Genomic DNA, 20,565 nt, shown 5'->3' on the forward strand with positions numbered 1-20,565 from the left:
CAACTTCCTCCAAGAAGGCAAGGCGCCGCCAGAGGACAGTGAAAAGGGGTGACGGCGGCGTCTCATGAAACGCGGTGGTCTGGACCGCGTGGTCTACACCAATGAGTGGTGTAGACCAGTTTTAGCACGTGAGACTTAGATAAGGAACCTGCAATTCTCTGTTCACCGGCCATCGCTGGGAGTGAACGACGAAAGGCCCCCGGACCATGAGGTCCGAGGGCCTTCCGTGACCGTGCGGCTAGGGCTTGGTCACGTCCTTCTCCATCTGCTCCGCCACTTCCTCCGGCTCGCGGCCCGGCGTCGGGAGGTCGAACTTGGTGATCGCGATCCGGAAGATCACGTAGTAGACGACCGCGAAACAGAGACCGATCGGAATGATCAGCCACGGTTTCGTCGCCAGGTTCCAGTTGATTACGTAGTCGATCAGTCCCGCCGAGAAGCTGAAGCCGTCCTTCACCCCGAGCGCCCACGTCACCGCCATCGAGACGCCCGTGAGGACCGCGTGGATCGCGTACAGGACCGGCGCGATGAAGAGGAACGAGTACTCGATCGGCTCGGTGATGCCGGTGACGAACGAGGTCAGGGCGACCGAGAGCATCAGGCCGCCGACCTCCTTGCGGCGGTTCGGCCGCGCGCAGTGGGTGATCGCCAGGGCCGCCGCCGGGAGGGCGAACATCATGATCGGGAAGAAGCCGGTGAGGAACTGACCCGCCTCCGGGTCGCCCGCGAGGAACATGGTGATGTCGCCGTGGACCACCTTGCCCTCAGGTGTGGTGTACGTGCCGAACTGGAACCAGATCGGCACGTTCAGGAACTGGTGCAGGCCGATGACCAGCAGCGCGCGGTTCGCGACGCCGAAGATGCCTGAGCCCCAGGCGCCGAGCCCCACGAGCCAGTCGCTGAAGTTCTCCAGGCCGTCGCCGATCGGCGGCCAGACCCACAGGCAGAGCGCGGCGAAGGCGATCGCCACGAACGACATGATGATCGGGACCAGGCGCCGGCCGTTGAAGAAGCCCAGCCAGTCGACCAGTTTCACGCGGTGATAGCGCTGCCAGAACCAGGCGGTGAGCAGACCGATGACGATGCCGCCGAAGACGCCGGGGTTCTGGTACGTGTACTCGGCGAAGGCGTTCTCGGCGCCGAGGCAGCCGCCGTCGATGTCCACCGTGCCCTGTGGGCAGTCCTCGGGGAACTGGCGCAGCACGTTGTAGTAGACGAGGAAGCCGACCGTGGCGGCCAGTGCCGTCGAGCCGTCCGCCTTCTTCGCCATGCCGATGGCGACACCGATGCAGAACAGCAGGGGCAGTCCGAGGTTGCCGTCGAGCAGCGCGCCACCCGCGCCGTTCATCACCTTGGCGACGTTGTCCCAGCCCAGGCCGTCGGCGCCGAAGACGTCGGCCTGACCGAGACGGTTGAGGATGCCGGCCGCCGGCAGTACGGCGATGGGCAGCTGGAGGCTGCGGCCCATCTTCTGGAGCCCCTGGAAGAGGCCGCTCCACATCGACCTCTTCGGTGCGGCGGCCCCGGCGCTCTCCGTACTCATCGGCGTCCTCCCTGACACACTGGTGTAGACCAGTTGCGATAGGCTTCCCGAGACCCCCCGCGGGCAGGGCGCCGGTGATCGTCATCCTTCGATAGAACGAGGGCAATCGCTCGCGAAGTTGGGCCAACCGTGGGTTACCGTGACAAAGCGGACCATCGGTGCGCCGAGACTCACGTTTCCTGAATGGAACGGACAGGGAGAAACACATGGCCAGCAAGGCTGAGAAGATCGTCGCCGGGCTCGGCGGCATCGACAACATCGAAGAGGTCGAGGGCTGCATCACCCGCCTCCGCACCGAGGTCCTCGACCCGAGTCTCGTCGACGAGGCCGCCCTCAAGGCCGCCGGCGCCCACGGCGTCGTGAAGATGGGCACCGCGATCCAGGTCGTCATCGGCACCGACGCCGACCCCATCGCCGCCGACATCGAAGACATGATGTGAGCCACTCCCGCACCTGAAAGAGGGCCCGTTCCGACAGGGGAACGGGCCCTCCTTCCGTACGGCTACGCTCGAGGCATGTCTCGTATCGACGGCCGTACCCCCGAACAGCTCCGCCCCGTCACCATCGAACGCGGATGGAGCAAGCACGCCGAGGGCTCCGTCCTCATCTCCTTCGGCGACACCAAGGTCTTCTGCACCGCCTCCGTCACCGAAGGCGTCCCGCGCTGGCGCAAGGGCAGCGGCGAAGGCTGGGTCACCGGCGAGTACTCCATGCTCCCGCGCGCCACCAACACCCGCGGTGACCGCGAATCCGTCCGCGGCAAGATCGGCGGCCGCACGCACGAGATCTCCCGCCTCATCGGCCGCTCCCTGCGCGCCGTCATCGACTACAAGGCCCTCGGCGAGAACACCATCGTCCTCGACTGCGACGTCCTCCAAGCCGACGGCGGCACCCGCACCGCCGCCATCACCGGCGCGTACGTCGCCCTCGCCGACGCAGTCTCCTGGGCGCAGGGCAAGAAGCTGATCAAGGCGGGCAGGAAGCCCCTGACGGGAACCGTGGCCGCGGTGTCGGTCGGCATCGTCGACGGCACCCCGCTCCTCGACCTCTGCTACGAGGAGGACGTCCGCGCCGAGACCGACATGAACGTCGTCTGCACCGGCGACGGCCGCTTCGTCGAGGTCCAGGGCACAGCAGAGGCCGAGCCCTTCGACCGCAAGGAGCTCAACGCCCTCCTCGACCTCGCGTCGGGAGGCTGCGAGGAACTCGCGGAGATCCAGCGCAAGGCGCTCGAAGGAACTCTGTAAGGCGCCACGGCGTCTCCAAGAACACGGGCGTACGGCGGAAGATCCGTACGCCCGTCATCCATACACATACCTGGGGAGGACCAGTCATGGCCTTGAAGCGTCGCCTCGCACTCGCCGTGGCCTCGGCAGCCGTACTCACGACCACCCTGGTCGGCTGCGGAGCACTCGACAAGGCAATGGACTGCGTGGCGACCGCCGACGCGATAGCCACCAGCGTCGACAAGCTCTCGCAGGCCGCCTCCAACGCCTCCAACGACCCGACGCAGCTCAACGAGTCCCTCAACGAGATCTCCACGGAGCTCGACAAGCTCAAGGACACGACCGACAACGCGGACCTGTCCAAGGCCGTCGACGACCTCGCCAAGGGCGTCGAATCCGTGAAGACCGCCGTCAACAACGGCGACACCACCCCGGACATCAAGCCGATCACCGACGCGGCGACGGAGATCGGCAAGGTCTGCACCCCCTAGCCACCCCATAGCCCCGTAGATACTGGGGGGCATGACCCGCCTGATCCTCGCCACCCGCAACGCCGGAAAGATCACCGAACTCCACGCGATCCTCGCCGACGCAGGCCTCACCCACGAGCTCGTCGGCGCGGACGCGTACCCCGAGGTCCCGGACACCAAGGAGACCGGCGTCACCTTCGCCGAGAACGCCCTCCTCAAGGCCCACGCCCTCGCCCAGGCCACCGGCCTCCCGGCCATCGCCGACGACTCCGGCCTCTGCGTCGACGTCCTGAACGGCGCCCCCGGCATCTTCTCGGCCCGCTGGTCCGGCACCCACGGCAACGACCGCGCCAACCTGGACCTCCTCCTGGCCCAACTCGCCGACATCGACGACGCCCACAGAGGCGCCCACTTCGCCTGCGCGGCGGCCCTCGCCCTCCCGGACGGCACGGAGCGGGTAGTCGAAGGCCAACTCCGAGGCACCCTGCGCCACGCCCCGATCGGCACGAACGGCTTCGGCTACGACCCGATCCTCCAGCCGGAGGGCTACGAGGTGACGTGCGCGCAGCTCACGGCGGAGGAGAAGAACGCGATCAGCCACCGGGGCAAGGCCTTCAGGGCGCTGGTACCGGTGGTGCGGGAGCTGCTGGGCTGAGGGCTCGCATGTGAACGGCCTGCGATCGAACCTTCGATTCGCAGGCCGTATGGGTGCGGCGGAAGGGATTCGAACCCTCAAGCCGTTTCACGGGCCACAGATCCTAAGTCTGCTGCGTCGCCGTTGCGCCACCGCCGCTCAATTGTCTGCCATCGTACCGGGTGCCGCCCCGGCACCAGGTGGCGGTGGTCGCATGACAGTTGGGGCACAGTAGGCGCAGATTCTCGCGCCGGTCGTCGCGCCAGTCGCCGTTGATGTGGTCGATCTCCAGGGTCATCGGCCTGCCGAGCCACTCGGGACCGACGCCGCACTCTGCGCACTGCTCCGGCACACCGACCTCATTCAGCGCGCGGCGCAGCCTCTTCGTGGTCGTCCGATGCCTGCTGTCGTGCCGCACCAGAACGTCCTCTGGACGCTTCGCGGTTGGGCTCCGCTTGCCCCGTTGGTGGCCCTGGCCGAGGAAGTGTGCAGTCGACAAGCCCTCCTCGGCGACCCACCGCCGTAGATTCGCGCGCTGCGCCCCGTTGTCCGTCCGGCCCAGACGGCGCAGGGCCTCCCTGACAGAGAACGACCTGGTGACCGCCTCCCGCAGTTCGCGCCCGCTCGGCCGGATGCCCCTGCCGAAGGGCGGGAAATGTGAGACGTCGATGCCGAAGTGGGCGAACCGCCTCATCAGGTAGCGCGGCAGGTTGCCGTACCGCTCGGCGCCAAGGAAGGCGACGACCTCGTCGATGTCGGAACAGCGGGACGCTGCCTCGGCCAGCCGCTCCCGCGTGTATCGCGTGCCGGTCGTCATCGGGCGCGCCCTTTCCCGCGCCCGCGATAGGTGTCCGTCGTCGAGTGGCAGTTCGGGCAGAGCAGCCGCAGGTTCTCGATCCGGTTGTCTCGCCAGTCGCCGTCGATGTGATCGACCTCCAGCGGCAGAGGTCGACCGCGCCATTCCGCCCCGATATCGCATAGCGCGCACCGCTCCTCGACTCCGGCCTCCAGCATCGCGCTCTTGAGCCGGCGGCTCCGGATGCGGCGGGGATGGGGAGACGTGTCCTCGACGAGGACCTCCTCCGAGGGCCGACGGCGCTGGTTGTGCCTCATGCGCTCGGTCCACGTCGGCGGTGGGAAGTGCGAGGTGTCGATGCCGTAGGCCTTGACGCGGCGGCTGATGTGCGTGTGCTGCCCGCCGACGAGTTCGACTCCGAGTCGGCGCAGAACATCCCACATGCTCGTGGACTCGGCCACCGCCTCCGCCAGTACCTCCCGCGTCCACCGCACCCCCTCTCGCTCGAAGTGCGAGGTGTCGATCCCGAGCTTCCGCATCCTTGAGGACACATACGCCCGCGTCGAGCTCCTCGGATCCACCCCCAGCCTCTCCAGCGCCTCCGTCAGCGTCCGCGCCCCGCGTGCTGCAGCTTCGAGGCGGTCCCTCGTGTACGTGCTCGTGCCCATCGAGCCCCCCTTCTGGTCTCGTACGGGCTAACGAACCGAATATCGGACGGTCACGTCATATCGCGTACCGGATGCGGAACGGCCCGCGCCGCTTCCGGGAAGCAGTGCGGGCCGTTCATGCCCGGGAACCGGGTCTCAGATACCCAGGTCCTTGATGATCTTGGCGACATGCCCCGTCGCCTTCACGTTGTACAGGGCCCGCTCGACCTTGCCCTCCTCGTCCACGACGACCGTCGAGCGGATCACGCCCGTCACCGTCTTGCCGTACAGCTTCTTCTCGCCGAACGCGCCGTACGCCGCCAGCGTCTCCTTCGACGGGTCACCGACCAGCGTGACCTTCAGGGACTCCTTGTCGCGGAACTTCGCCAGCTTCTCCGGCTTGTCCGGCGACACGCCGATCACGTCGTAGCCCGCGCCCGCCAGCACGTCCAGGTTGTCCGTGAAGTCGCAGGCCTGCTTGGTGCAGCCGGGGGTGAGCGCCGCCGGGTAGAAGTAGACGATGACCTTGCGGCCCTTGTGGTCCGCGAGCGAGATCTCGTTCCCGTCCGCGTCCGGCAGGGTGAAGGCGGGGGCGGTGTCGCCGGGCTGAAGTCGCTCGCTCATGGCTCTCCTCGGAGTGTGTACGCGTACACGGTCGAGCCTAATGGGGGCCTGAGACAGCCCTCGGGCCGCGAAGCTGAGAGACTGTCCGTCAATGACCGATTACGACTACGGAGGCAGCGCGGTGTCGGACGCCAGGACCCCTGCGCAGATCGAGGCGGACATCGTCCGCCGGCGCGAGCAGCTCGCCGTCACTCTCGACGAGATCGGCATTCGGGTGCACCCGAAGACCATCATCGGCGACGCGAAGGCGAGGGTGGCCTCCACGGTCGACCACACCGCCGGGCGCGCGTTCGCCGCCGTCAACCGGACCGTGTCCGACGTGAAGGCCCGCTTCACGCACGAGGACGGCGCGCCGCGCCTCGAGCGGGTGGTTCCGGTGGCGCTGGTCGCCGTGGCCGTCGTCGGGCTGCTCGCGGTCTCCACGCGCAAGCGCCGGGGATGACCCCTCCCGAGTACGGTCGACACGCCCGGGCAGGTAGGTTCGAGTCGTGAGCGAGAACACCCACGACAAGCTGCCCATCCGGATGCTCCACGACCGTGTGCTGGTCCGGACCGACACTCCAGAGGGGGAGCGGCGCTCGGGCGGCGGCATCCTGATTCCGGCGACAGCCGCGGTCGGCCGCCGGCTGGCCTGGGCCGAGGTCGTCGCGGTCGGCCAGAACGTCCGTACGGTCGAGACCGGTGACCGGGTTCTGTACGACCCCGAGGACCGCGCCGAGGTGGAGGTGCGGGGCGTCGCGTACGTCCTGATGCGCGAGCGCGACCTGCACGCGGTGGCCGCGGACCGTTTCGAGGGGACCAAGGACAACACCGGGCTCTACCTTTAAGCAGCCTGTAAGCAGCGCCCATGAGGCCTGGTGACCATCGTCACCAGGCCTTTTGCCTGCCCCTTGCTACCCTGGACACACCCGACGAGACGCGCCGTACCGGGCTTACGCACCACAGGCAAAGACGACGCACCCCCTGTTGATCCGTCTCGCGGAGGTGTTCGTCGTCATGGCCTGGGTTCTTCTCATCGTCGCCGGTCTGCTCGAGGTCGGCTGGTCGATCGGTATGAAATACACCGACGGCTTCACCCGTCTCTGGCCGAGCGTCTTCACCGGCGCCGGGATCGTCGCCTCCATGATGTTGCTGTCGCACGCCGCCAAGACGCTGCCGATCGGTACGGCGTACGGCGTCTGGGTCGGCATCGGCGCCGCCGGTGCGGCGGTGCTCGGCATGGTGGTGCTCGGTGAGCCGGCGACCGCCGCGCGGATCTTCTTCGTCTGTCTGCTGCTCGTGGCCGTGGTGGGGTTGAAGGCGACCTCGGGTCACTAGCGCCACGGCGATGGTGGCGGCTGACGCTGCGGGCCCTCCCAGCCCTCCCAGTGCTCCCAGTGCTCCCAGCCGTCCTCCTCCTCCGGTACGTCCGGGTGCGGCGGCTCCGGCGGCTCCGGCGGGTCCATGAGCTCCTCCGTCCCTTCCGGCAGCTGGAGTTCGAACTCCCGCGCCTCCGTCCCCGCCAGCGCCTCCCGCGTGAACTGGGCCCAGATCTCCGCCGGCTCCCCGCCCCCGTTGATCCGGGACTGCCCCAGCGCGCCGTAGAGCGGCTTCTGCTCGCCCGTCTCCGGGTCCTGGCCCATGATCGCGACGACCGTCGTGAGGTCCGGGGTGTAGCCCGCGAACCAGGCGGCCTTGTCGTCCTCGGCCGTGCCCGTCTTGCCGGCCGCCGGGCGCCCCGCCGACAGCGCCGCCGTTCCCGTACCGCTCTCCACGACGCTCCGCAGCACCGCGGTCGTCGTGTCGGCGGCCTCCCTGCTCACCGCCTGCCTGCCGCCGGACGTCGGCAGGTTCGGCAGGCGCACGTCCTGGCCGTCCTTGGTGATCCGGTCGACGAGCGTGTACGTGCCGTGGCGGCCGTGGTTGGCGAGGGTGGCGTACGCCTCGGCCATGTCGAGGACGCTCGCGGTGGCGGTCCCCAGGGCGATGGAGGGGGAGGCGTTGAGGTCGGGGGTGCCGGCGGGCAGGCCGAGGGCGACGGCGGTCTCCTTGACCTTCGCGGGCCCGACGTCCACGGCCATCTGCGCGTACACGGTATTGACCGAGTTGTCGGTGGCGGTACGGACGGTGATGTCGCCGTACGAGGCGTCGTCCTCGTTGCCGGGGGCGTAGGTGGCGCCGTTCCAGCCCTGGACGGGGCGCCGGTCGGTGCCGTCGTAGTACGTGTTCGGGGTGATCGGCTCGCCGTCCTGGGTGAGGGAGGCGTTCTCGAGCGCGGCGGCGAGGACGAAGGGCTTGAAGGTGGAGCCGACCTGGTAGTCGTGGCGGGTGGCGTTGTTGACGTACTGCTTGGTGTAGTCGATGCCGCCGTACATCGCGAGGACGCGGCCGGTCGCCGGGTCGATGGCCGCGCCGCCGACCCGTACGTAGCGGTCGGTGGGGTTCCGTGCCGGGTCGAGCCGGGAGATGACCTGGTCGTCGACGGCGGTGACGAGGGCGGATTGCTTGTCCTGCTCCAGGGTGGTGGTGATGCGGTAGCCGCCGCGGGCGAGGGTCTTCTCGTCGACGACGCCGTGGTCGGTGAGGTACTCCTCGACGGCCTGGACGATGTAGCCGCGCTGGCCGGAGAGGCCGGTGGCGGGGCGGGCGGTCTGGGGGGTGGGGAAGGCGGCGGCGGCCCGTTCGGCGCGGGAGAGCCACTTCTCCTTGACCATGCCGTCGAGGACGTACTTCCAGCGGGCGATCGCCTTGGGCCGGTTCTCGGGGTGGGTGGCGACGTCGTAGGCGTTGGGGGCCTTGAGGAGGGAGGCGAGGTACGCGCCTTCGGCGGTGTCGAGGTCGACGGCGTCCTTGCCGTAGTAGGCGCGGGCGGCGGCCTGGATGCCGTAGGCGTTGCGGCCGAAGTAACTGGTGTTCAGGTAGCCCTCGAGGATCTCGTCCTTGCTCTTCTCGCGGTTGAGTTTGATCGCGATGAAGAACTCCTTCACCTTGCGGGTGACGGTCTGTTCCTGGCCCAGGTAGTAGTTCTTGACGTACTGCTGGGTGATGGTGGAGCCGGACTGCCGGCCCTTGCCGGTGAGGGTGTTCCAGGCGGCGCGGAGCATGGCCTTGGGGTCGACGGCGCGCGAGGAGGAGAAGTCGCGGTCCTCGGCGGCGAGTACGGCGTGCTGGACGGTGAGGGGGATGTACGCGAGGCGTACGTTCTCGCGGTTGATCTCGCCGTCGCGGGCGATCTGGGTGCCGTCCCGGTAGAGGTACACGTTGGACTGGGCGGTCGCGGTGGCGTTGGCGGGCGGGATGTCGACGAGCAGGTAGCCGGCGAGGAAGCCGCCGATGAGCAGCAGGGCGCAGAAGAGGAACGTGCCGAGGAGTGCCCGCAGGATGCGCCGGGGGCGGGAGCGCCGCGGGCGCTTGGGGGGAGTCGGGGGGACGGTGGGGTCTCTCGGCGCCCAGCCGGGCCGGTGTGGACGATCTGGCTGGACGTCGTCGCTCATGTCTGGGGCTCCCGTACCGGATGAAGGAGGCATGGCCTCCCCATAGTGCACGTATCGGGACAGAACCTGAGGAATGCGACTCGAAATCCCCTCGCGGTGGCGGCATGCGGACCGCTAACGTCGTGCGCTTTGGTGCGGACAGGCCGGCAGGCCGACAGGGAGGCGGGAGGCGGGTCATGCTGCGGCTCTACGCGACGGTGGCCGCGGGTGGCTTCCGGCGCCATGCCACGTACCGGATGGCGACGGCGGCGGGGGTGTTCACCAACACCGTCTTCGGCTTCATCCTGTCGTACACCTACATCGCCCTGTGGGACGAACGGCCGCTGCTGGGTGGCTACGACATGGCGGACGCGCTCGCGTATGTGTGGATCGGCCAGGGGCTGATCGCGGTGTGCGGGCTGATGGGCGGCGGGTTCGAGGACGAGCTGATCGAGCGGATCCGTACGGGTGACATCGCCGTCGACCTCTACCGGCCGGCGGACCTCCAGGCCTGGTGGTTCTCGGCCAACGCGGGCCGGTGCGCGTACCAGTTGCTCGGTCGCGGGGTGGTGCCGATGGCGGTGGGGGCGCTGGTCTTCGACTTCCGGCTGCCGTCGCGGCCGTCGACCTGGCTCGCGTTCCTGCTCGCGATCGCGCTCGGGGCGACGGTCAGTTTCGCGATCTGGTACCTGGTCGCGATGGCCGCGTTCTGGCTGATGGACGGTCAGGGTGTGGTGCAGGTGGCGTGGCTGGGCGGGCTGTTCTTCTCGGGGATGCTGCTGCCGCTGAACGTCTTCCCGGGCGCGCTGGGGGAGGTGGCGCGGGTGCTGCCGTGGGCGTCGATGCTGCAGATCCCGGCGGATGTGTATCTGGAGAAGTACGAGGGGTGGGGGCTGCTCGGCGCGTACGCGTTCCAGCTCGGCTGGGCGGCGGTGCTGCTGACGGCGGGGCGGCTGGCGCAGGCGCTGGCGACGCGGAAGGTGGTGGTGCAGGGTGGGTGAGTCGTTTCGTACGTACCGGATGGTGGCCGGGATGTGGATCCGGTCGACGATGACGTACCGGACGTCCTTCGCGCTGACGCTTCTGACGAGTTTCACCGTCACGTTCTTCGACTTCGTCGTGATCCTGCTGATGTTCGGTCAGGTGCGGGGGCTGGGCGGCTTCTCGTTCGCCGAGGTCGCGTTCCTGTACGGGACGACGAGTGCGTCCTTCGGCCTGGCGGATCTGACGATGGGCTCGCTCCAGCGGATGGGCCGGCGGGTGCGGGACGGCTCGCTGGACATGTTCCTGATGCGGCCGGCGCCGGTGCTCGCGCAGGTGGCGGCGGACAAGTTCGCGCTGCGGCGGCTGGGGCGGGTGGCGCAGGGCGTGTTCGTCCTGGTCTGGGCGCTGATCCTGCTCGACGTGGAGTGGACGGTGGTGAAGGTGCTGCTCCTGCCGGTGATGGTGGTGTGCGGCGCGCTGATCTTCGCGGCGGTGATGGTGGTGGGCGCGTCGGCGCTGTTCTGGGCGCAGGACGCGGCGGAGGTGACGAGCTCGTTCACGTACGGCGGGAACACGCTGCTCCAGTACCCGCCGTCGATCTTTGCGCAGGACCTGGTGCGGGGCGTCGTGTATGTCGTACCGCTGGCGTTCGTGAACTGGCTGCCGGCGCTGTACGTGCTGGGGCGGCCCGCTCCGGCTGGGGTGCCGTCCTGGTTGGCGTTCGGGTCGCAGGTGGTCGCGGCGGTGTGCTGCGGTCTGGCCGGTCTTGCGTGGCGGGTGGGACTTCGTTCGTACCGGAGTACAGGGAGCTGAGGCATGACCTTCATTGAGCTGGACGGTGTCGAGAAGGTCTTCTCGGTGCGCCGGAAGACGGGACTGGTGCGCCGGGAGCGTCGTGAGGTGCGGGCGGTCGACGGGATCAGCTTCGGTGTGGCGCGGGGCGAGATGGTCGGCTACATCGGCCCGAACGGCGCGGGGAAGTCGACGACGATCAAGATGCTGACGGGCATTCTGACGCCGAGCGGGGGCCGGCTGCGGGTCGCGGGGATCGATCCGTCGCGGGAGCGGAGGCGGCTCGCGCAGCGGATCGGGGTGGTGTTCGGGCAGCGGACGACGCTGTGGTGGGACCTGCCGCTGAGGGACTCGTACCGTCTGATGCACCGGATGTACCGCATCCCGGACGACCGTTACGCGGAGAATCTCGCCCGGTGCGTGGAGCTGCTGGAACTGGCCGACCTGCTGGAGGTCCCGGTCCGGCAGCTGTCGCTGGGTCAGCGGATGCGGGGCGACATCGCGGCGGCGCTGCTGCACGATCCGGAGGTGCTGTACCTGGACGAGCCGACGATCGGGCTCGATGTGGTGTCGAAGGCGCGGGTACGGGAGTTCCTGCGCGAGCTCAACGCCTCGCGGGGCACGACCGTGCTGCTGACCACGCACGATCTGACGGACATCGAGCAGCTGTGCCGGCGGGTGATGGTGATCGACCACGGGCGGCTGATGTACGACGGCGAGCTGGCGGGCCTGCACGAGGCGGGGGACAGCGAGCGCATTCTCGTGGTGGACCTGGAACGGGAAATGGCGCCGATCGACCTGCCGGGGGCGCGTTTCGTCCGCTCGGAGGGCCCGCGGCAGTGGCTGGCGTTCCCCGCGTCCTCGTCGGCGGCACCGTTGGTGGCGGCGGTGGCGGAGCGGTACCCGCTGGTGGACCTGTCGGTGCGGGAGCCGGACATCGAGGCGGTGATCGCGAAGATGTACGGGGAACGAGGCGGGGAACGGGAACTCGGGGTGCGCGCGGAGAGTCCCTGAGGTAGGGAGGTCAGGTGATGAGCGACACGAGGAGCGAGGCGCCGGGCGAAGCGCGACGCCCGTTGGTGGCGTTCTCGTACACGGCGGCGGACGCGGAGCGGCACCGCGGGGTACGCCGTATGAAGACGCTCGCCACGGGCCTGCTGGCTGCCGTCGCTGTCGTGTACGCCCTGGCCACATGGGCGGAGAACGCGGGGTGGGGGGCGTGGGCCGGCTATGTGGCGGCCGCGGCGGAGGCCGGCATGGTGGGCGCGCTGGCGGACTGGTTCGCGGTGACCGCGCTGTTCCGGCGCCCGCTGGGCCTGCCGATCCCGCACACGGCGATCATCCCGACGAAGAAGGACCAGCTGGGGGCCACGCTCGGGTCGTTCGTCGGCGAGAACTTCCTGTCGGCGGATGTCGTACGGGGAAGGCTGCACGCGCTGGGCATCGCGGGCCGCCTGGGGTCGTGGCTGGCGGAGCCGGACCACGCGGACCGGGTGACGCGCGAACTGTCGACCGCTCTCCGGGGCGCCCTGACGGTCCTGCGGGACGCGGACGTCCAGGCGGTGGTCGGCGAGGCGATCACGCGGCGGGCGGAGGCGGCGGAGGTCGCGCCGGGCATCGGAAAGGCGCTGGAGCGGATCGTCGCGGACGGGGCGCACCACCGTGCGGTGGACCTGGTGTGCGCGAAGGCGCACGACTGGCTGGTCTTCCACGCGGACTCGGTGATGGACGCGGTCCAGGGCGGGGCACCGGGCTGGACCCCGCGCTTCGTGGACCGCAAGGTGGGCGAGCGCGTCTACAAGGAGCTCCTGCGCTTCGTCACGGAGATGCGGGACATGCCGGGACACCCGGCGCGCGGCGCGATCGACCGCTTCCTGACGGACTTCGCGGCGGACCTCCAGGCGGACACGGAGACCCGGACGCGGGTGGAACGCCTGAAGGCGGACCTGCTGGCGCGCCCGGAGGTCCAGGACATCATCGCCTCGGCGTGGGCGGCGGTCCGGGGCATGCTCATCGCGGCGGCGGAGGACGACCGCAGCCAGCTCCGCCTGCGGGCGCGGGCGTCCCTGATCTCGCTCGGCGGCCGGCTGGTGACGGACGGGCGCCTGCAGTCGAAGGTCGAGGGCTGGGTGGAGGACGCGGCGGCGTACGTGGTGACGACGTACCGCGCGGAGATCACGTCGCTGATCAGCGACACGGTGGCGGGCTGGGACGCGGACCAGACGTCGAGGAAGATCGAGGCGAACATCGGCCGCGACCTCCAGTTCATCCGCATCAACGGCACGGTGGTGGGCGCGCTGGCGGGCCTGATCATCTACACGGTGAGCCACGCGCTGGGCGGGTAGGGGGTAGGGGGTTCCACCCGCCCAGCGCTCATGGGGAGGGCACTGGGTAGTACGTACGGGAGGGGCGGGGCGTTCAGCCCTTGTTCCGGGTGACGGCGTTCCGGGTGACGGCGTCTCGGGTGACGGCCCAGGAGGTCCCGGCCATGGCCCCGGCGACGGAGAACACGGCGGGCCAGGCCCCGACCTTCTTGGCAAGCGGATGCGCCCCGGCAAAGGCGGCAAGGTACGCAGCACCGAGCCCAGCGGCCACCTTGGGCCCAGCGACCTGCTGCCACTCCCGAGCAGCAACGACCCCGGCCCCGGCCAGGACGACACCCCCGAGGGGCCGCTTCTTGGTCCACCGAGCAATGGCATACCCACCGACAAGCCCGGCAGCGGCGACGGCGGGTGCGGGGATACGGGGCATGGGGGGCGCCTTTCGTCGGGGGCGGTTCTTGAGCCGAGCGTAACGCGGGCACTCGGCCTGCCCGCCGCTCGAGGGCTTCTGGCTCGGCCGGCCGGGGGCGTGGCCACACATACAGGCCGGGCTGCTCGGCGCTTGCGGGGTGGTGCGCGGCAGTGGCATGGGGCGTCCGGGACGGGTTCAGCGGCTGACGGCCGTCGTGCGACGGGGCTTCATGTCCCGCAGGTCACTGCCCGGTGGCGGTGACGCCCCCCGGTCGCCCCACCCGCCCGATGGCGACCATAACCCCGCCACACTCGCGGGAACTCGGCGCGCAGCTACTGCGCACAGCGAACAATTCCCAGAGACGCCGCCAAGGACTTCTGTGACCATCCTCGAGGACCTCACACGACTCGCGCCGCCGCCGGCCACCCCACCTCCGACAGACTGGCGCGCGGTCGAAAACACCCTGGGCATGCCCCTGCCCAGCGACTACAAGCAGCTGGCCGATACCTACGGCCCCGGCGCCTTCTGCGATTTCATCCGCATCTACCACCCCCATGGCGCGACCGAATGGGTCGACCTGACAGGGCCGATGCCCTCCCGGCTCCGTCGCCGGCTGCAGAAGGATCGCGACAGCGGCATGTACCCCATGCCTCACAACCCCGAGGACCTGTTCGCCATCGGAGTGACCGACAACGGCAACAACCTCTTCTGGATCACCGATCCCACAGCAGACCCAGACGCCTGGCGCATCACGGCCAACGAACCGGACGGCCACGACTGGTACACCTACGACGGCAACCTCACCCAGTTCCTCGTCTCAGTGCTGAACGGCCGCGTACAGGTGCCGGTCTTCCCCGACGGGCTCCTCGGCAGCGGCGTGTTCTTCACCGCGTCACAGACAGCCCGCCAGGACCGCCGGCCCGACCCACGCCCCACCGGCGCGAGCATCAGCAGGCAAGCCGTCAGAGAATGGGCCCGCGCCCATGCCTACGACGTACCCGAGCGCGGCCGCATCCCAGCCGACATCATCCGGGCATGGCAGCAAGCCCAATGACGCCGCTGCAGGACTGACCATCACCGACGGATGACGCCCTCTCTGGATGGGTCGCCAAGGTGACCCAGCTGCCCGTCTACACCGACCAGACCCTCGAGGCCTTCACGCCGTACTTCTACCAACTGGGCACCCAGCTCGGGTACGCACAGTTCACCACCCCCCACCTGGAGGGACTGCTGCGCTACCCAGGCATCCAGGAGATCCGCACCTACGTGCCGCGAGACATTCCTTCCGCCCGGGCAAAGGCACCTCCGACTCCTACCTCTTCAACGTGCCCGGCGCCAACCACCACATCTCCATCACCGGCCTGCGTCCGAACGGCGCCGAACAGGGGGCCGCCGCGCTGCGCCGCTGGGCCGGACAGACGGGGACAGGGGTCCGCTAGTGCCATGCGCTGCTCGCCCCGGATCGTGCCGACGGCGAGCAGCGTTCCCACCCCCCCTGCGACCGCACGACACAGCAGCCGTTGGCAGGGACCGTCCTCCCAACAACGTGCGTATCCCTAAAGGGAGATGAGCAACGAAGGCCCCCCTGCTATGGTGCGCCGATGTCATCGATCAAGCAGTTCCAAGTCACCTTCGACTGTGCGGAACCTGAGCGTCTCGCTCGCTTCTGGTGCGAGGTGTTGGGGTACGTCGTACCGCCGCCACCGGCGGGCTTCGCCACTTGGGACGATTTCAACCGCTCCCAGGCTCCCGAGGATCAGGGTTCTTGGTTCGCCTGCAGTGATCCCTCAGGCGTGGGCCCGCGACTGTACTTTCAGCGCGTCCCCGAAGGCAAGGTCGCCAAGAACCGGCTGCATCTCGACGTGAGGGTCGGCACCGGACTCGTGGGCGAAGAGCGCCTGGCCGCGCTCGAGGCCGAATGCGCACGACTGCTCCCGCTCGGCGCGGTACGCGTGCGGCTCCTGTATGACGGCCATGATGCGTGCATCGTGATGCAGGACATCGAGGGCAACGAGTTCTGTCTCGACTGACGATCCTCCGAGCTGCGAGGTGGGGAGCCTCAGGTTCCGCGGTCAGTCCTTGCGTACCGGGTTCGCACCCTCGCGCCGCATCGCGGTAACCGTTACGGGACAACCCTCAGCGCGGCTTCTCATCGGGCCATCGAGAAGTCCAAGTACTGCTGCACCGGCTCGAACAGCCCGTACGGCACGTACTGCGGGATCTCGCCGTGGGCGACCCAAGCGAGCTCGGCCAGCTCCTCGGTGTCCGCGACGTGGGCGGTACCGCCCACTACTTCGCAGGCCGTGTACGACATCAGCCGGCCCGTCTTCGGGTGAACCCGCTCGCCGAGCGGCTTCACAGCAGCCACCTCCAGGCCGGTCTCCTCCTGGGTCTCGCGCAGGGCGGCATCTTCGCGATCCTCGCCGGGCTCGACCTCGCCGGCCGGGAACTGCCACGAGAGCTGTCCCTCGCTGACCCGCCGGCGCACCATCAGGACGCGCCCCTCATGGACCACGATGGCTGCGGCGATGCCCGGTCGCTCCTCCGCGTTCTGCTGCGTCACGTCTGCTCCTCCAAGACGGCCGCGGGGGGCACCACCAGATCCAACGCCTCTGGCCCGCCCCGAGTCCCGTTCCTCACGCACGGGTCATCCGACTCCTACCTCTTCAAGGTGCCCGGCGCCAACCACCGCATCTCCATCACCGGCCTGCGTCGGAACGACGCCGAACAGGCGGCCGCCGCGCTGCGCCGCTGGGCCCGGACAAACAGGGACAGGGGTCCGCTAGTGCCATGCGCGGCTCTCTCCGGATTGCGCCGACGGCGAGCAGCGTTCCCACTTGGTGAGGCCCGCAGGGAGGCATCTGGCCGCAGACTGTCACGCAGCCTCGTTGCTTCGAGGCAGCCGGCGGGTCCGCAACCAATACGAGCGGGCCGCCACAACCAACGCGCACCCGTACACGGCGAATGCGGCCATGCCGATCCAGCCGACGAGGAGTGCGTCGTCCGGAGAGTGGAAATCGCCGCTCCGCATCGTCACCACGTCCATCGTGGCCAGAGCCGTGTAGCCGAGGCCGAGCACGCCGTACGGGGCGAGCGTGGCGGCACCGATCAGGGCCGGGGCCAGAGGGAGCCAGCACGGGACGCGACGACCACGCAGGAACAGCGTCCAGCGTGGGAAGACCTGACCCCAGGGCCGGACGAGGCCCCACAGCAGGAAGACGCCGAGTGCGGCCAGCAGCATGGTGCCGTCCAAGCCCCAGGACTCCAAGGTGAGCCAGATCCCCGAGGCGCCGTTGCGCTCGGAGATCGCGCGCATCTCCGCGCCGGACACGCCGGCGAAGGTGCCGCCGAAGGCCCAGACCTGCTTCATCGCCGCATACGGGAGGAAGGCCACCGTGCCGGCCCAGGCGGTGAGCTGAACCGGCCGGCGTGCGGCAGAGGGCTCCGGGGCGGCGGCCGCGACAGGCACGGGCCGACCAGAGCGGACGGTGGCTGCGAGCAAGAGCGCCCCGGCCGCCGCCAGCGCGTGGTTCGCAGCAGAGGCCCAACTCTCCACGCCCTGGCCGAACATCAGCGTGATCACATCCATGAGCAGGCTGAACGCGGCGAGGCCGGCCAGGCCGCACACCGTCCACAGCAACGCTCGCAGTGCACGCGGCAGCCCGTATCGCAACACCGCCGCACAGGTCAGCGCCGCCAGTGCCCCCACCGCCATGACTGCCCAACCTGATGCGGAAGGCCCCATGTTGCCGCCGGAGCGGAACAGAGGAGTCCCCGTCAACGCACAGACAAGGCCGAACCCGGCGTACGCCATCGCCCAGAACAACGCCGCCCAGCCCAACCGTCGGGGTCCCTGCGGCCCCCGCGTGCGCCAGGATGCCTTCATCAGCCGTGGATCAGTGGTCATGCTCCGAACATCGCATCGGCGGCGTCGGCCTGGCATCGACCGCTTGAACGACCTCCCTCCCTCTACCGGGGGAGCACCGTGAAGACCCAGGTATGCCTCACAGAGCGTGACACCTCAGCTGTCCGTACGTGGGGAACCTGAAGTGGCCGCTGTCATCCACCCCACCGGCCCGCGAGCGCTGAGCAGAGCCCGACCGTGATCCATGCTGCCGCGCCTGGCCCCCACCCCGGGCCCCCTCCCGTGATCGAGGCCAATGCCGCCGGCCTCAAGACGCTCGCCGGGCATCTGCTCGCGCTTGCCGGGGACGGCGTTCCCGATGGAAGTCACCTGCACCTCGAAGGCGGCAACGGTTTGGAGGTCGGGTCCGTCGGCTTGGTCCTGAAAGTAGGACCTCGTGCCTCAGGCACACGTCGATCATGGCGAAGCGGCAGCCACAACAGAGTTCGAGATTCGAATTGGACCGCTAGCCCAACTGTCGGCCAGGCCTCAGATTCCCCGAACTGAAGCCCGCGAGATGCTAAGAGCCCTCGTTGTCGTATGCCTGACATGCTGCGGCATTGGTGGCCCTGTACTCACGCTGTGGATGGCTACCACGATTGGCTTGCCGGTGGCTGGGACGATCGGCATTGCCTTCGCCGAGATGGGACTGGCGGCGTTCATCTGCTGGAAAGTGCTGGCCAACTCCCGCGTTCACACCGGGCCGTTTCTGGGCCGTCCGAGGTCGCTCGGCAGCGGCCAACGATGACGCGCCGGCCGCAGCGTCACACGGTTTCGCCACATCATGTGTGGGCGCGCGGACCAAACCGAGCACCGCCCCTAGTGTGCATTCGTTGTTCTACGTTGACAAGGCCGAGAAGCGCGGCCGAGAGCGCTGTCGGTGTGACCAAATCTTGGACATCATGCCCACCGATGAACTGGGGCTCCCCCTCTTCGGTCTTAGTCAGAGGCACGCCGTTCAGCCGTTGGGCGTGGACTACGTGCGCTACAGCCTCCTCGCCGTAAACCTCTTGAACGAGCTCCTGGACCTTAGTGGCGTCAGCCTTCGGCCAGAGATTAGCCCAATAGGAGAACTCCTGACGGAATACCGGATGCCTCAGGTTGAGGTAGACAACACCGCGATATTCCACGCCATGGTCCTTGAGCCTGTCTTTCTGCTCGTATCGTGCGAGATATTTGTCCTCTTCGGCGTCGAAGGGCTTCCAGATATAGGCGGGATAGCCGCCGCGGACGGGAGTGGATGTGCCAGGGATGCTGCCGCTGGTCGCGGGCGCGAGGACGTGACGGGGCCCTGCCGTACCACCAAGACCTCCATGCGTTCCGCTACCGACACGGGGCCTGCCTCCCCCGGTCCCCGGAGCGCCTGCGGAGGAACCGGCTGGCTCTCCCATGACCTTTCCTACTGTTGAACTGAGTACGCGTGGTGCCTTGAACCTAGGGTTCAGGCGGTCAAGGATTCTGGACAGGTTCTTAGCAAACGAGCCAGTTGGGGAGGATTCCTTCGCCCGGGCAGCATCCAGCGCTTTCTGTAGTTCCTCGGGAAAATGATCGAAGAACGCCTGACTCCACTGCTCCCAGGGCAGTTCGAGGCCGCCCTTGGCGATGAGTATGTGCCGGGATGCCTGGGTGAGCACACCCCACTCCGTCGGATGGGCATCGCTGAAGACCGGAGGGCGAACGATCAGCCAGGTGCGCCGCATGATCTCGTCAGTGATGCCGAACTGGCGGTATCGACTCTTGCCCCTGTCGGCGTGGTAGGCCTCTCCTTGGTAGTCAACGACGACCACCGGACTTTGTTCGATGTAATCCGAGGTAAAGCCCACCGGCGCATCGGGCTCCGGCACGTAGAACCACTCCACCTGGGTCCCATGGTCGTCCACAGTCACGGTGCCGTGCACTGCCCCATCGGGAATGAAGTGCCGGAGGCCGTGGATGCGCCGTGGACGCCACACCCTTGCATCGCCGTCCGGCAGGGTCACTGTCTTGTCCTTTGTCTCCCGCCGGTCACTAGCTCGCTTGCTATAAGAATCGATGACAGTGGTCTCTATCGGCTTGCCGTTACGCTTAGGTATCTCGATCAGCCGGCTGTTGAGGTAGCGGACGAGGCCGTCCACGGTCTCTCGTCTGGAGGGGTCCTGGTCGCCCATCCATGTGTCGTTGCGCGACCCCGACCCGAGCAGGACGATGATGGTTCCCGTCGTCATCCAGTCTGGTCGGATCGTGCTCCAGTCACAGCCGTGTGCATCGTCCTGGAATGGCTGGACCACGTCCCGTATACCCGCAAATTCTCCGTTCTCATTCTCGCTCGCCCACTCTTTCAGAGCGTAATTACCCTTCGCGTCCTGATAGATCCACAACATGTTGCCGTGCGGGTACTCCTTCGTGTAACTGATCACGACGACGCCGTATGGATTCCAGTGCAGAACCGAGGATTTGAACCCTTGTCCGAAGTTCCCGTCGACGCCGATGGGCTTGCCACCTCCTCCGAATGCGGTGAGGAACACTGGCAGATCCTCCTCGCTCATTCCCTTCCCGTTGTCCATGATCGTGCGCCGAAGGACACCCAAGCACTCTGCGGCCTGCTCCTCGATCCCAAACTGAATGATCGTGGCTTCGCTTTCCTCTGAGTTCTTCCATGCCTCCCGGGCCCACTGGTACGGACCGCCAGCCTCGTATGCCTGGCGGATAAGGTGGAGCACCGCCTCAGTAGGCACGTGAACATACGTTGGCATCTGATGTCCTCCTTCCCATCCCTTTCGC

Annotated in this window: 24 protein-coding genes, 1 tRNA gene, 1 pseudogene and 1 riboswitch; of the genes and pseudogenes, 16 read left to right on the forward strand and 10 right to left on the reverse strand. The window is 68.3% G+C overall.

Going from position 1 to position 20,565, the window contains the following annotated elements:
* Positions 1-238: 238 nt before the first annotated feature.
* The gene (locus ACZ4VI_RS28370) at positions 239-1,543 is read right to left on the reverse strand and encodes a PTS transporter subunit EIIC (RefSeq protein WP_468003739.1); all 1,305 of its coding nucleotides are present in this window, start codon (positions 1,541-1,543) and stop codon (positions 239-241) included.
* Between the two features lie 206 nt (positions 1,544-1,749).
* Between ACZ4VI_RS28370 and ACZ4VI_RS28375 the strand changes: the two genes are divergently transcribed.
* The 4 genes from ACZ4VI_RS28375 (at position 1,750) to rdgB (ending at position 3,894) form a co-directional block, all read left to right on the forward strand.
* Positions 1,750-1,983 (forward strand): PTS sugar transporter subunit IIB, encoded by a 234-nt coding sequence (locus ACZ4VI_RS28375; RefSeq protein WP_468003741.1) that lies wholly within the window; start codon positions 1,750-1,752, stop codon positions 1,981-1,983.
* A 75-nt stretch (positions 1,984-2,058) separates the two neighbouring features.
* A complete protein-coding gene (gene rph / locus ACZ4VI_RS28380; protein ID WP_468003743.1) occupies positions 2,059-2,790 on the forward strand; it encodes a ribonuclease PH in 732 nt (243 codons plus the stop codon).
* Positions 2,791-2,876: 86 nt separating this feature from the next.
* Positions 2,877-3,260: a hypothetical protein gene (locus ACZ4VI_RS28385; protein ID WP_468003745.1), complete on the forward strand. Its 384-nt coding sequence runs from the start codon at positions 2,877-2,879 to the stop codon at positions 3,258-3,260.
* A 31-nt stretch (positions 3,261-3,291) separates the two neighbouring features.
* Complete coding sequence (gene rdgB, locus ACZ4VI_RS28390) at positions 3,292-3,894, forward strand: RdgB/HAM1 family non-canonical purine NTP pyrophosphatase (protein ID WP_468003746.1); 603 nt, start codon at positions 3,292-3,294, stop codon at positions 3,892-3,894.
* A 54-nt stretch (positions 3,895-3,948) separates the two neighbouring features.
* Here the strand turns inward: rdgB and ACZ4VI_RS28395 are convergent.
* The 4 genes from ACZ4VI_RS28395 to bcp form a co-directional block, all read right to left on the reverse strand.
* Positions 3,949-4,032: transfer RNA gene (locus ACZ4VI_RS28395), tRNA-Leu, on the reverse strand.
* Positions 3,998-4,690: an HNH endonuclease signature motif containing protein gene (locus ACZ4VI_RS28400; protein ID WP_468003748.1), complete on the reverse strand. Its 693-nt coding sequence runs from the start codon at positions 4,688-4,690 to the stop codon at positions 3,998-4,000. The genes ACZ4VI_RS28395 and ACZ4VI_RS28400 overlap by 35 nt, the downstream gene beginning before the upstream one ends.
* A complete protein-coding gene (locus ACZ4VI_RS28405) occupies positions 4,687-5,337 on the reverse strand; it encodes an HNH endonuclease (RefSeq protein WP_468003749.1) in 651 nt (216 codons plus the stop codon). Before ACZ4VI_RS28405 ends, ACZ4VI_RS28400 begins: the two co-directional genes overlap by 4 nt.
* Positions 5,338-5,472: 135 nt before the next feature.
* Positions 5,473-5,940, reverse strand: coding sequence for a thioredoxin-dependent thiol peroxidase (gene bcp / locus ACZ4VI_RS28410; RefSeq protein ID WP_468003750.1), 468 nt, complete (start codon positions 5,938-5,940; stop codon positions 5,473-5,475).
* 121 nt (positions 5,941-6,061) lie between these two features.
* Here bcp and ACZ4VI_RS28415 point away from each other — a divergent pair, with 121 nt between their 5' ends.
* From ACZ4VI_RS28415 to ACZ4VI_RS28425, 3 genes are all read left to right on the forward strand, one after another.
* Positions 6,062-6,382: a DUF3618 domain-containing protein gene (locus tag ACZ4VI_RS28415; protein WP_468003945.1), complete on the forward strand. Its 321-nt coding sequence runs from the start codon at positions 6,062-6,064 to the stop codon at positions 6,380-6,382.
* A 46-nt stretch (positions 6,383-6,428) separates the two neighbouring features.
* Entirely contained in the window at positions 6,429-6,767 is a 339-nt protein-coding gene (locus ACZ4VI_RS28420) for a GroES family chaperonin (RefSeq protein ID WP_468003752.1), read from the forward strand.
* Positions 6,768-6,820: 53 nt separating this feature from the next.
* Positions 6,821-6,901, forward strand: a riboswitch (guanidine-III (ykkC-III) riboswitch).
* Positions 6,902-6,936: 35 nt separating this feature from the next.
* The gene (locus tag ACZ4VI_RS28425) at positions 6,937-7,257 is read left to right on the forward strand and encodes a DMT family transporter (protein WP_389170861.1); all 321 of its coding nucleotides are present in this window, start codon (positions 6,937-6,939) and stop codon (positions 7,255-7,257) included.
* Here the strand turns inward: ACZ4VI_RS28425 and ACZ4VI_RS28430 are convergent.
* On the reverse strand, positions 7,254-9,413 hold the full coding sequence (locus ACZ4VI_RS28430; RefSeq protein ID WP_468003754.1) for a transglycosylase domain-containing protein: 2,160 nt from the start codon (positions 9,411-9,413) through the stop codon (positions 7,254-7,256). The two genes, ACZ4VI_RS28425 and ACZ4VI_RS28430, sit on opposite strands and share 4 nt — an antisense overlap.
* Positions 9,414-9,592: 179 nt before the next feature.
* Here ACZ4VI_RS28430 and ACZ4VI_RS28435 point away from each other — a divergent pair, with 179 nt between their 5' ends.
* From ACZ4VI_RS28435 to ACZ4VI_RS28450, 4 genes are read left to right on the forward strand one after another with little or no spacing between them, the layout of a single operon-like run.
* The gene (locus tag ACZ4VI_RS28435) at positions 9,593-10,393 is read left to right on the forward strand and encodes an ABC transporter permease (protein WP_468003947.1); all 801 of its coding nucleotides are present in this window, start codon (positions 9,593-9,595) and stop codon (positions 10,391-10,393) included.
* Between the two features lie 19 nt (positions 10,394-10,412).
* Positions 10,413-11,189, forward strand: a complete 777-nt coding sequence (locus ACZ4VI_RS28440) for an ABC transporter permease (protein WP_468003949.1) — start codon at positions 10,413-10,415, stop codon at positions 11,187-11,189.
* A gap of 3 nt (positions 11,190-11,192) precedes the next feature.
* Positions 11,193-12,182, forward strand: coding sequence for an ABC transporter ATP-binding protein (locus ACZ4VI_RS28445; RefSeq protein WP_468003756.1), 990 nt, complete (start codon positions 11,193-11,195; stop codon positions 12,180-12,182).
* A gap of 17 nt (positions 12,183-12,199) precedes the next feature.
* On the forward strand, positions 12,200-13,513 hold the full coding sequence (locus tag ACZ4VI_RS28450) for a DUF445 domain-containing protein (protein WP_468003757.1): 1,314 nt from the start codon (positions 12,200-12,202) through the stop codon (positions 13,511-13,513).
* A gap of 73 nt (positions 13,514-13,586) precedes the next feature.
* Here ACZ4VI_RS28450 and ACZ4VI_RS28455 read toward each other — a convergent pair whose 3' ends face one another.
* Positions 13,587-13,919: a hypothetical protein gene (locus tag ACZ4VI_RS28455; protein ID WP_468003759.1), complete on the reverse strand. Its 333-nt coding sequence runs from the start codon at positions 13,917-13,919 to the stop codon at positions 13,587-13,589.
* Between the two features lie 361 nt (positions 13,920-14,280).
* Between ACZ4VI_RS28455 and ACZ4VI_RS28460 the strand changes: the two genes are divergently transcribed.
* The 3 genes and pseudogenes from ACZ4VI_RS28460 (at position 14,281) to ACZ4VI_RS28470 (ending at position 15,931) form a co-directional block, all read left to right on the forward strand.
* Positions 14,281-14,955 (forward strand): Lsr2 family DNA-binding protein, encoded by a 675-nt coding sequence (locus tag ACZ4VI_RS28460; protein WP_468003760.1) that lies wholly within the window; start codon positions 14,281-14,283, stop codon positions 14,953-14,955.
* 59 nt (positions 14,956-15,014) lie between these two features.
* A pseudogene (locus ACZ4VI_RS28465) lies at positions 15,015-15,128 on the forward strand (hypothetical protein); the annotation flags it as partial.
* A 374-nt stretch (positions 15,129-15,502) separates the two neighbouring features.
* Complete coding sequence (locus ACZ4VI_RS28470) at positions 15,503-15,931, forward strand: VOC family protein (RefSeq protein WP_468003762.1); 429 nt, start codon at positions 15,503-15,505, stop codon at positions 15,929-15,931.
* Between the two features lie 119 nt (positions 15,932-16,050).
* Here the strand turns inward: ACZ4VI_RS28470 and ACZ4VI_RS28475 are convergent, their stop codons facing one another.
* Both ACZ4VI_RS28475 and ACZ4VI_RS28480 read right to left on the reverse strand, forming a co-directional pair.
* Positions 16,051-16,464: an NUDIX hydrolase gene (locus tag ACZ4VI_RS28475; protein ID WP_468003764.1), complete on the reverse strand. Its 414-nt coding sequence runs from the start codon at positions 16,462-16,464 to the stop codon at positions 16,051-16,053.
* Between the two features lie 312 nt (positions 16,465-16,776).
* Positions 16,777-17,616: a hypothetical protein gene (locus ACZ4VI_RS28480; protein WP_468003766.1), complete on the reverse strand. Its 840-nt coding sequence runs from the start codon at positions 17,614-17,616 to the stop codon at positions 16,777-16,779.
* Positions 17,617-18,048: 432 nt separating this feature from the next.
* Between ACZ4VI_RS28480 and ACZ4VI_RS28485 the strand changes: the two genes are divergently transcribed.
* A complete protein-coding gene (locus tag ACZ4VI_RS28485) occupies positions 18,049-18,312 on the forward strand; it encodes an Imm32 family immunity protein (RefSeq protein ID WP_468003767.1) in 264 nt (87 codons plus the stop codon).
* Between the two features lie 79 nt (positions 18,313-18,391).
* Positions 18,392-18,553 (forward strand): hypothetical protein, encoded by a 162-nt coding sequence (locus ACZ4VI_RS28490; protein WP_468003769.1) that lies wholly within the window; start codon positions 18,392-18,394, stop codon positions 18,551-18,553.
* 34 nt (positions 18,554-18,587) lie between these two features.
* Here the strand turns inward: ACZ4VI_RS28490 and ACZ4VI_RS28495 are convergent, their stop codons facing one another.
* On the reverse strand, positions 18,588-20,537 hold the full coding sequence (locus tag ACZ4VI_RS28495) for a hypothetical protein (RefSeq protein WP_468003771.1): 1,950 nt from the start codon (positions 20,535-20,537) through the stop codon (positions 18,588-18,590).
* Between the last annotated feature and the right edge of the window lie 28 nt (positions 20,538-20,565).

Source organism: Streptomyces sp. NPDC029169, from assembly GCF_055563935.1.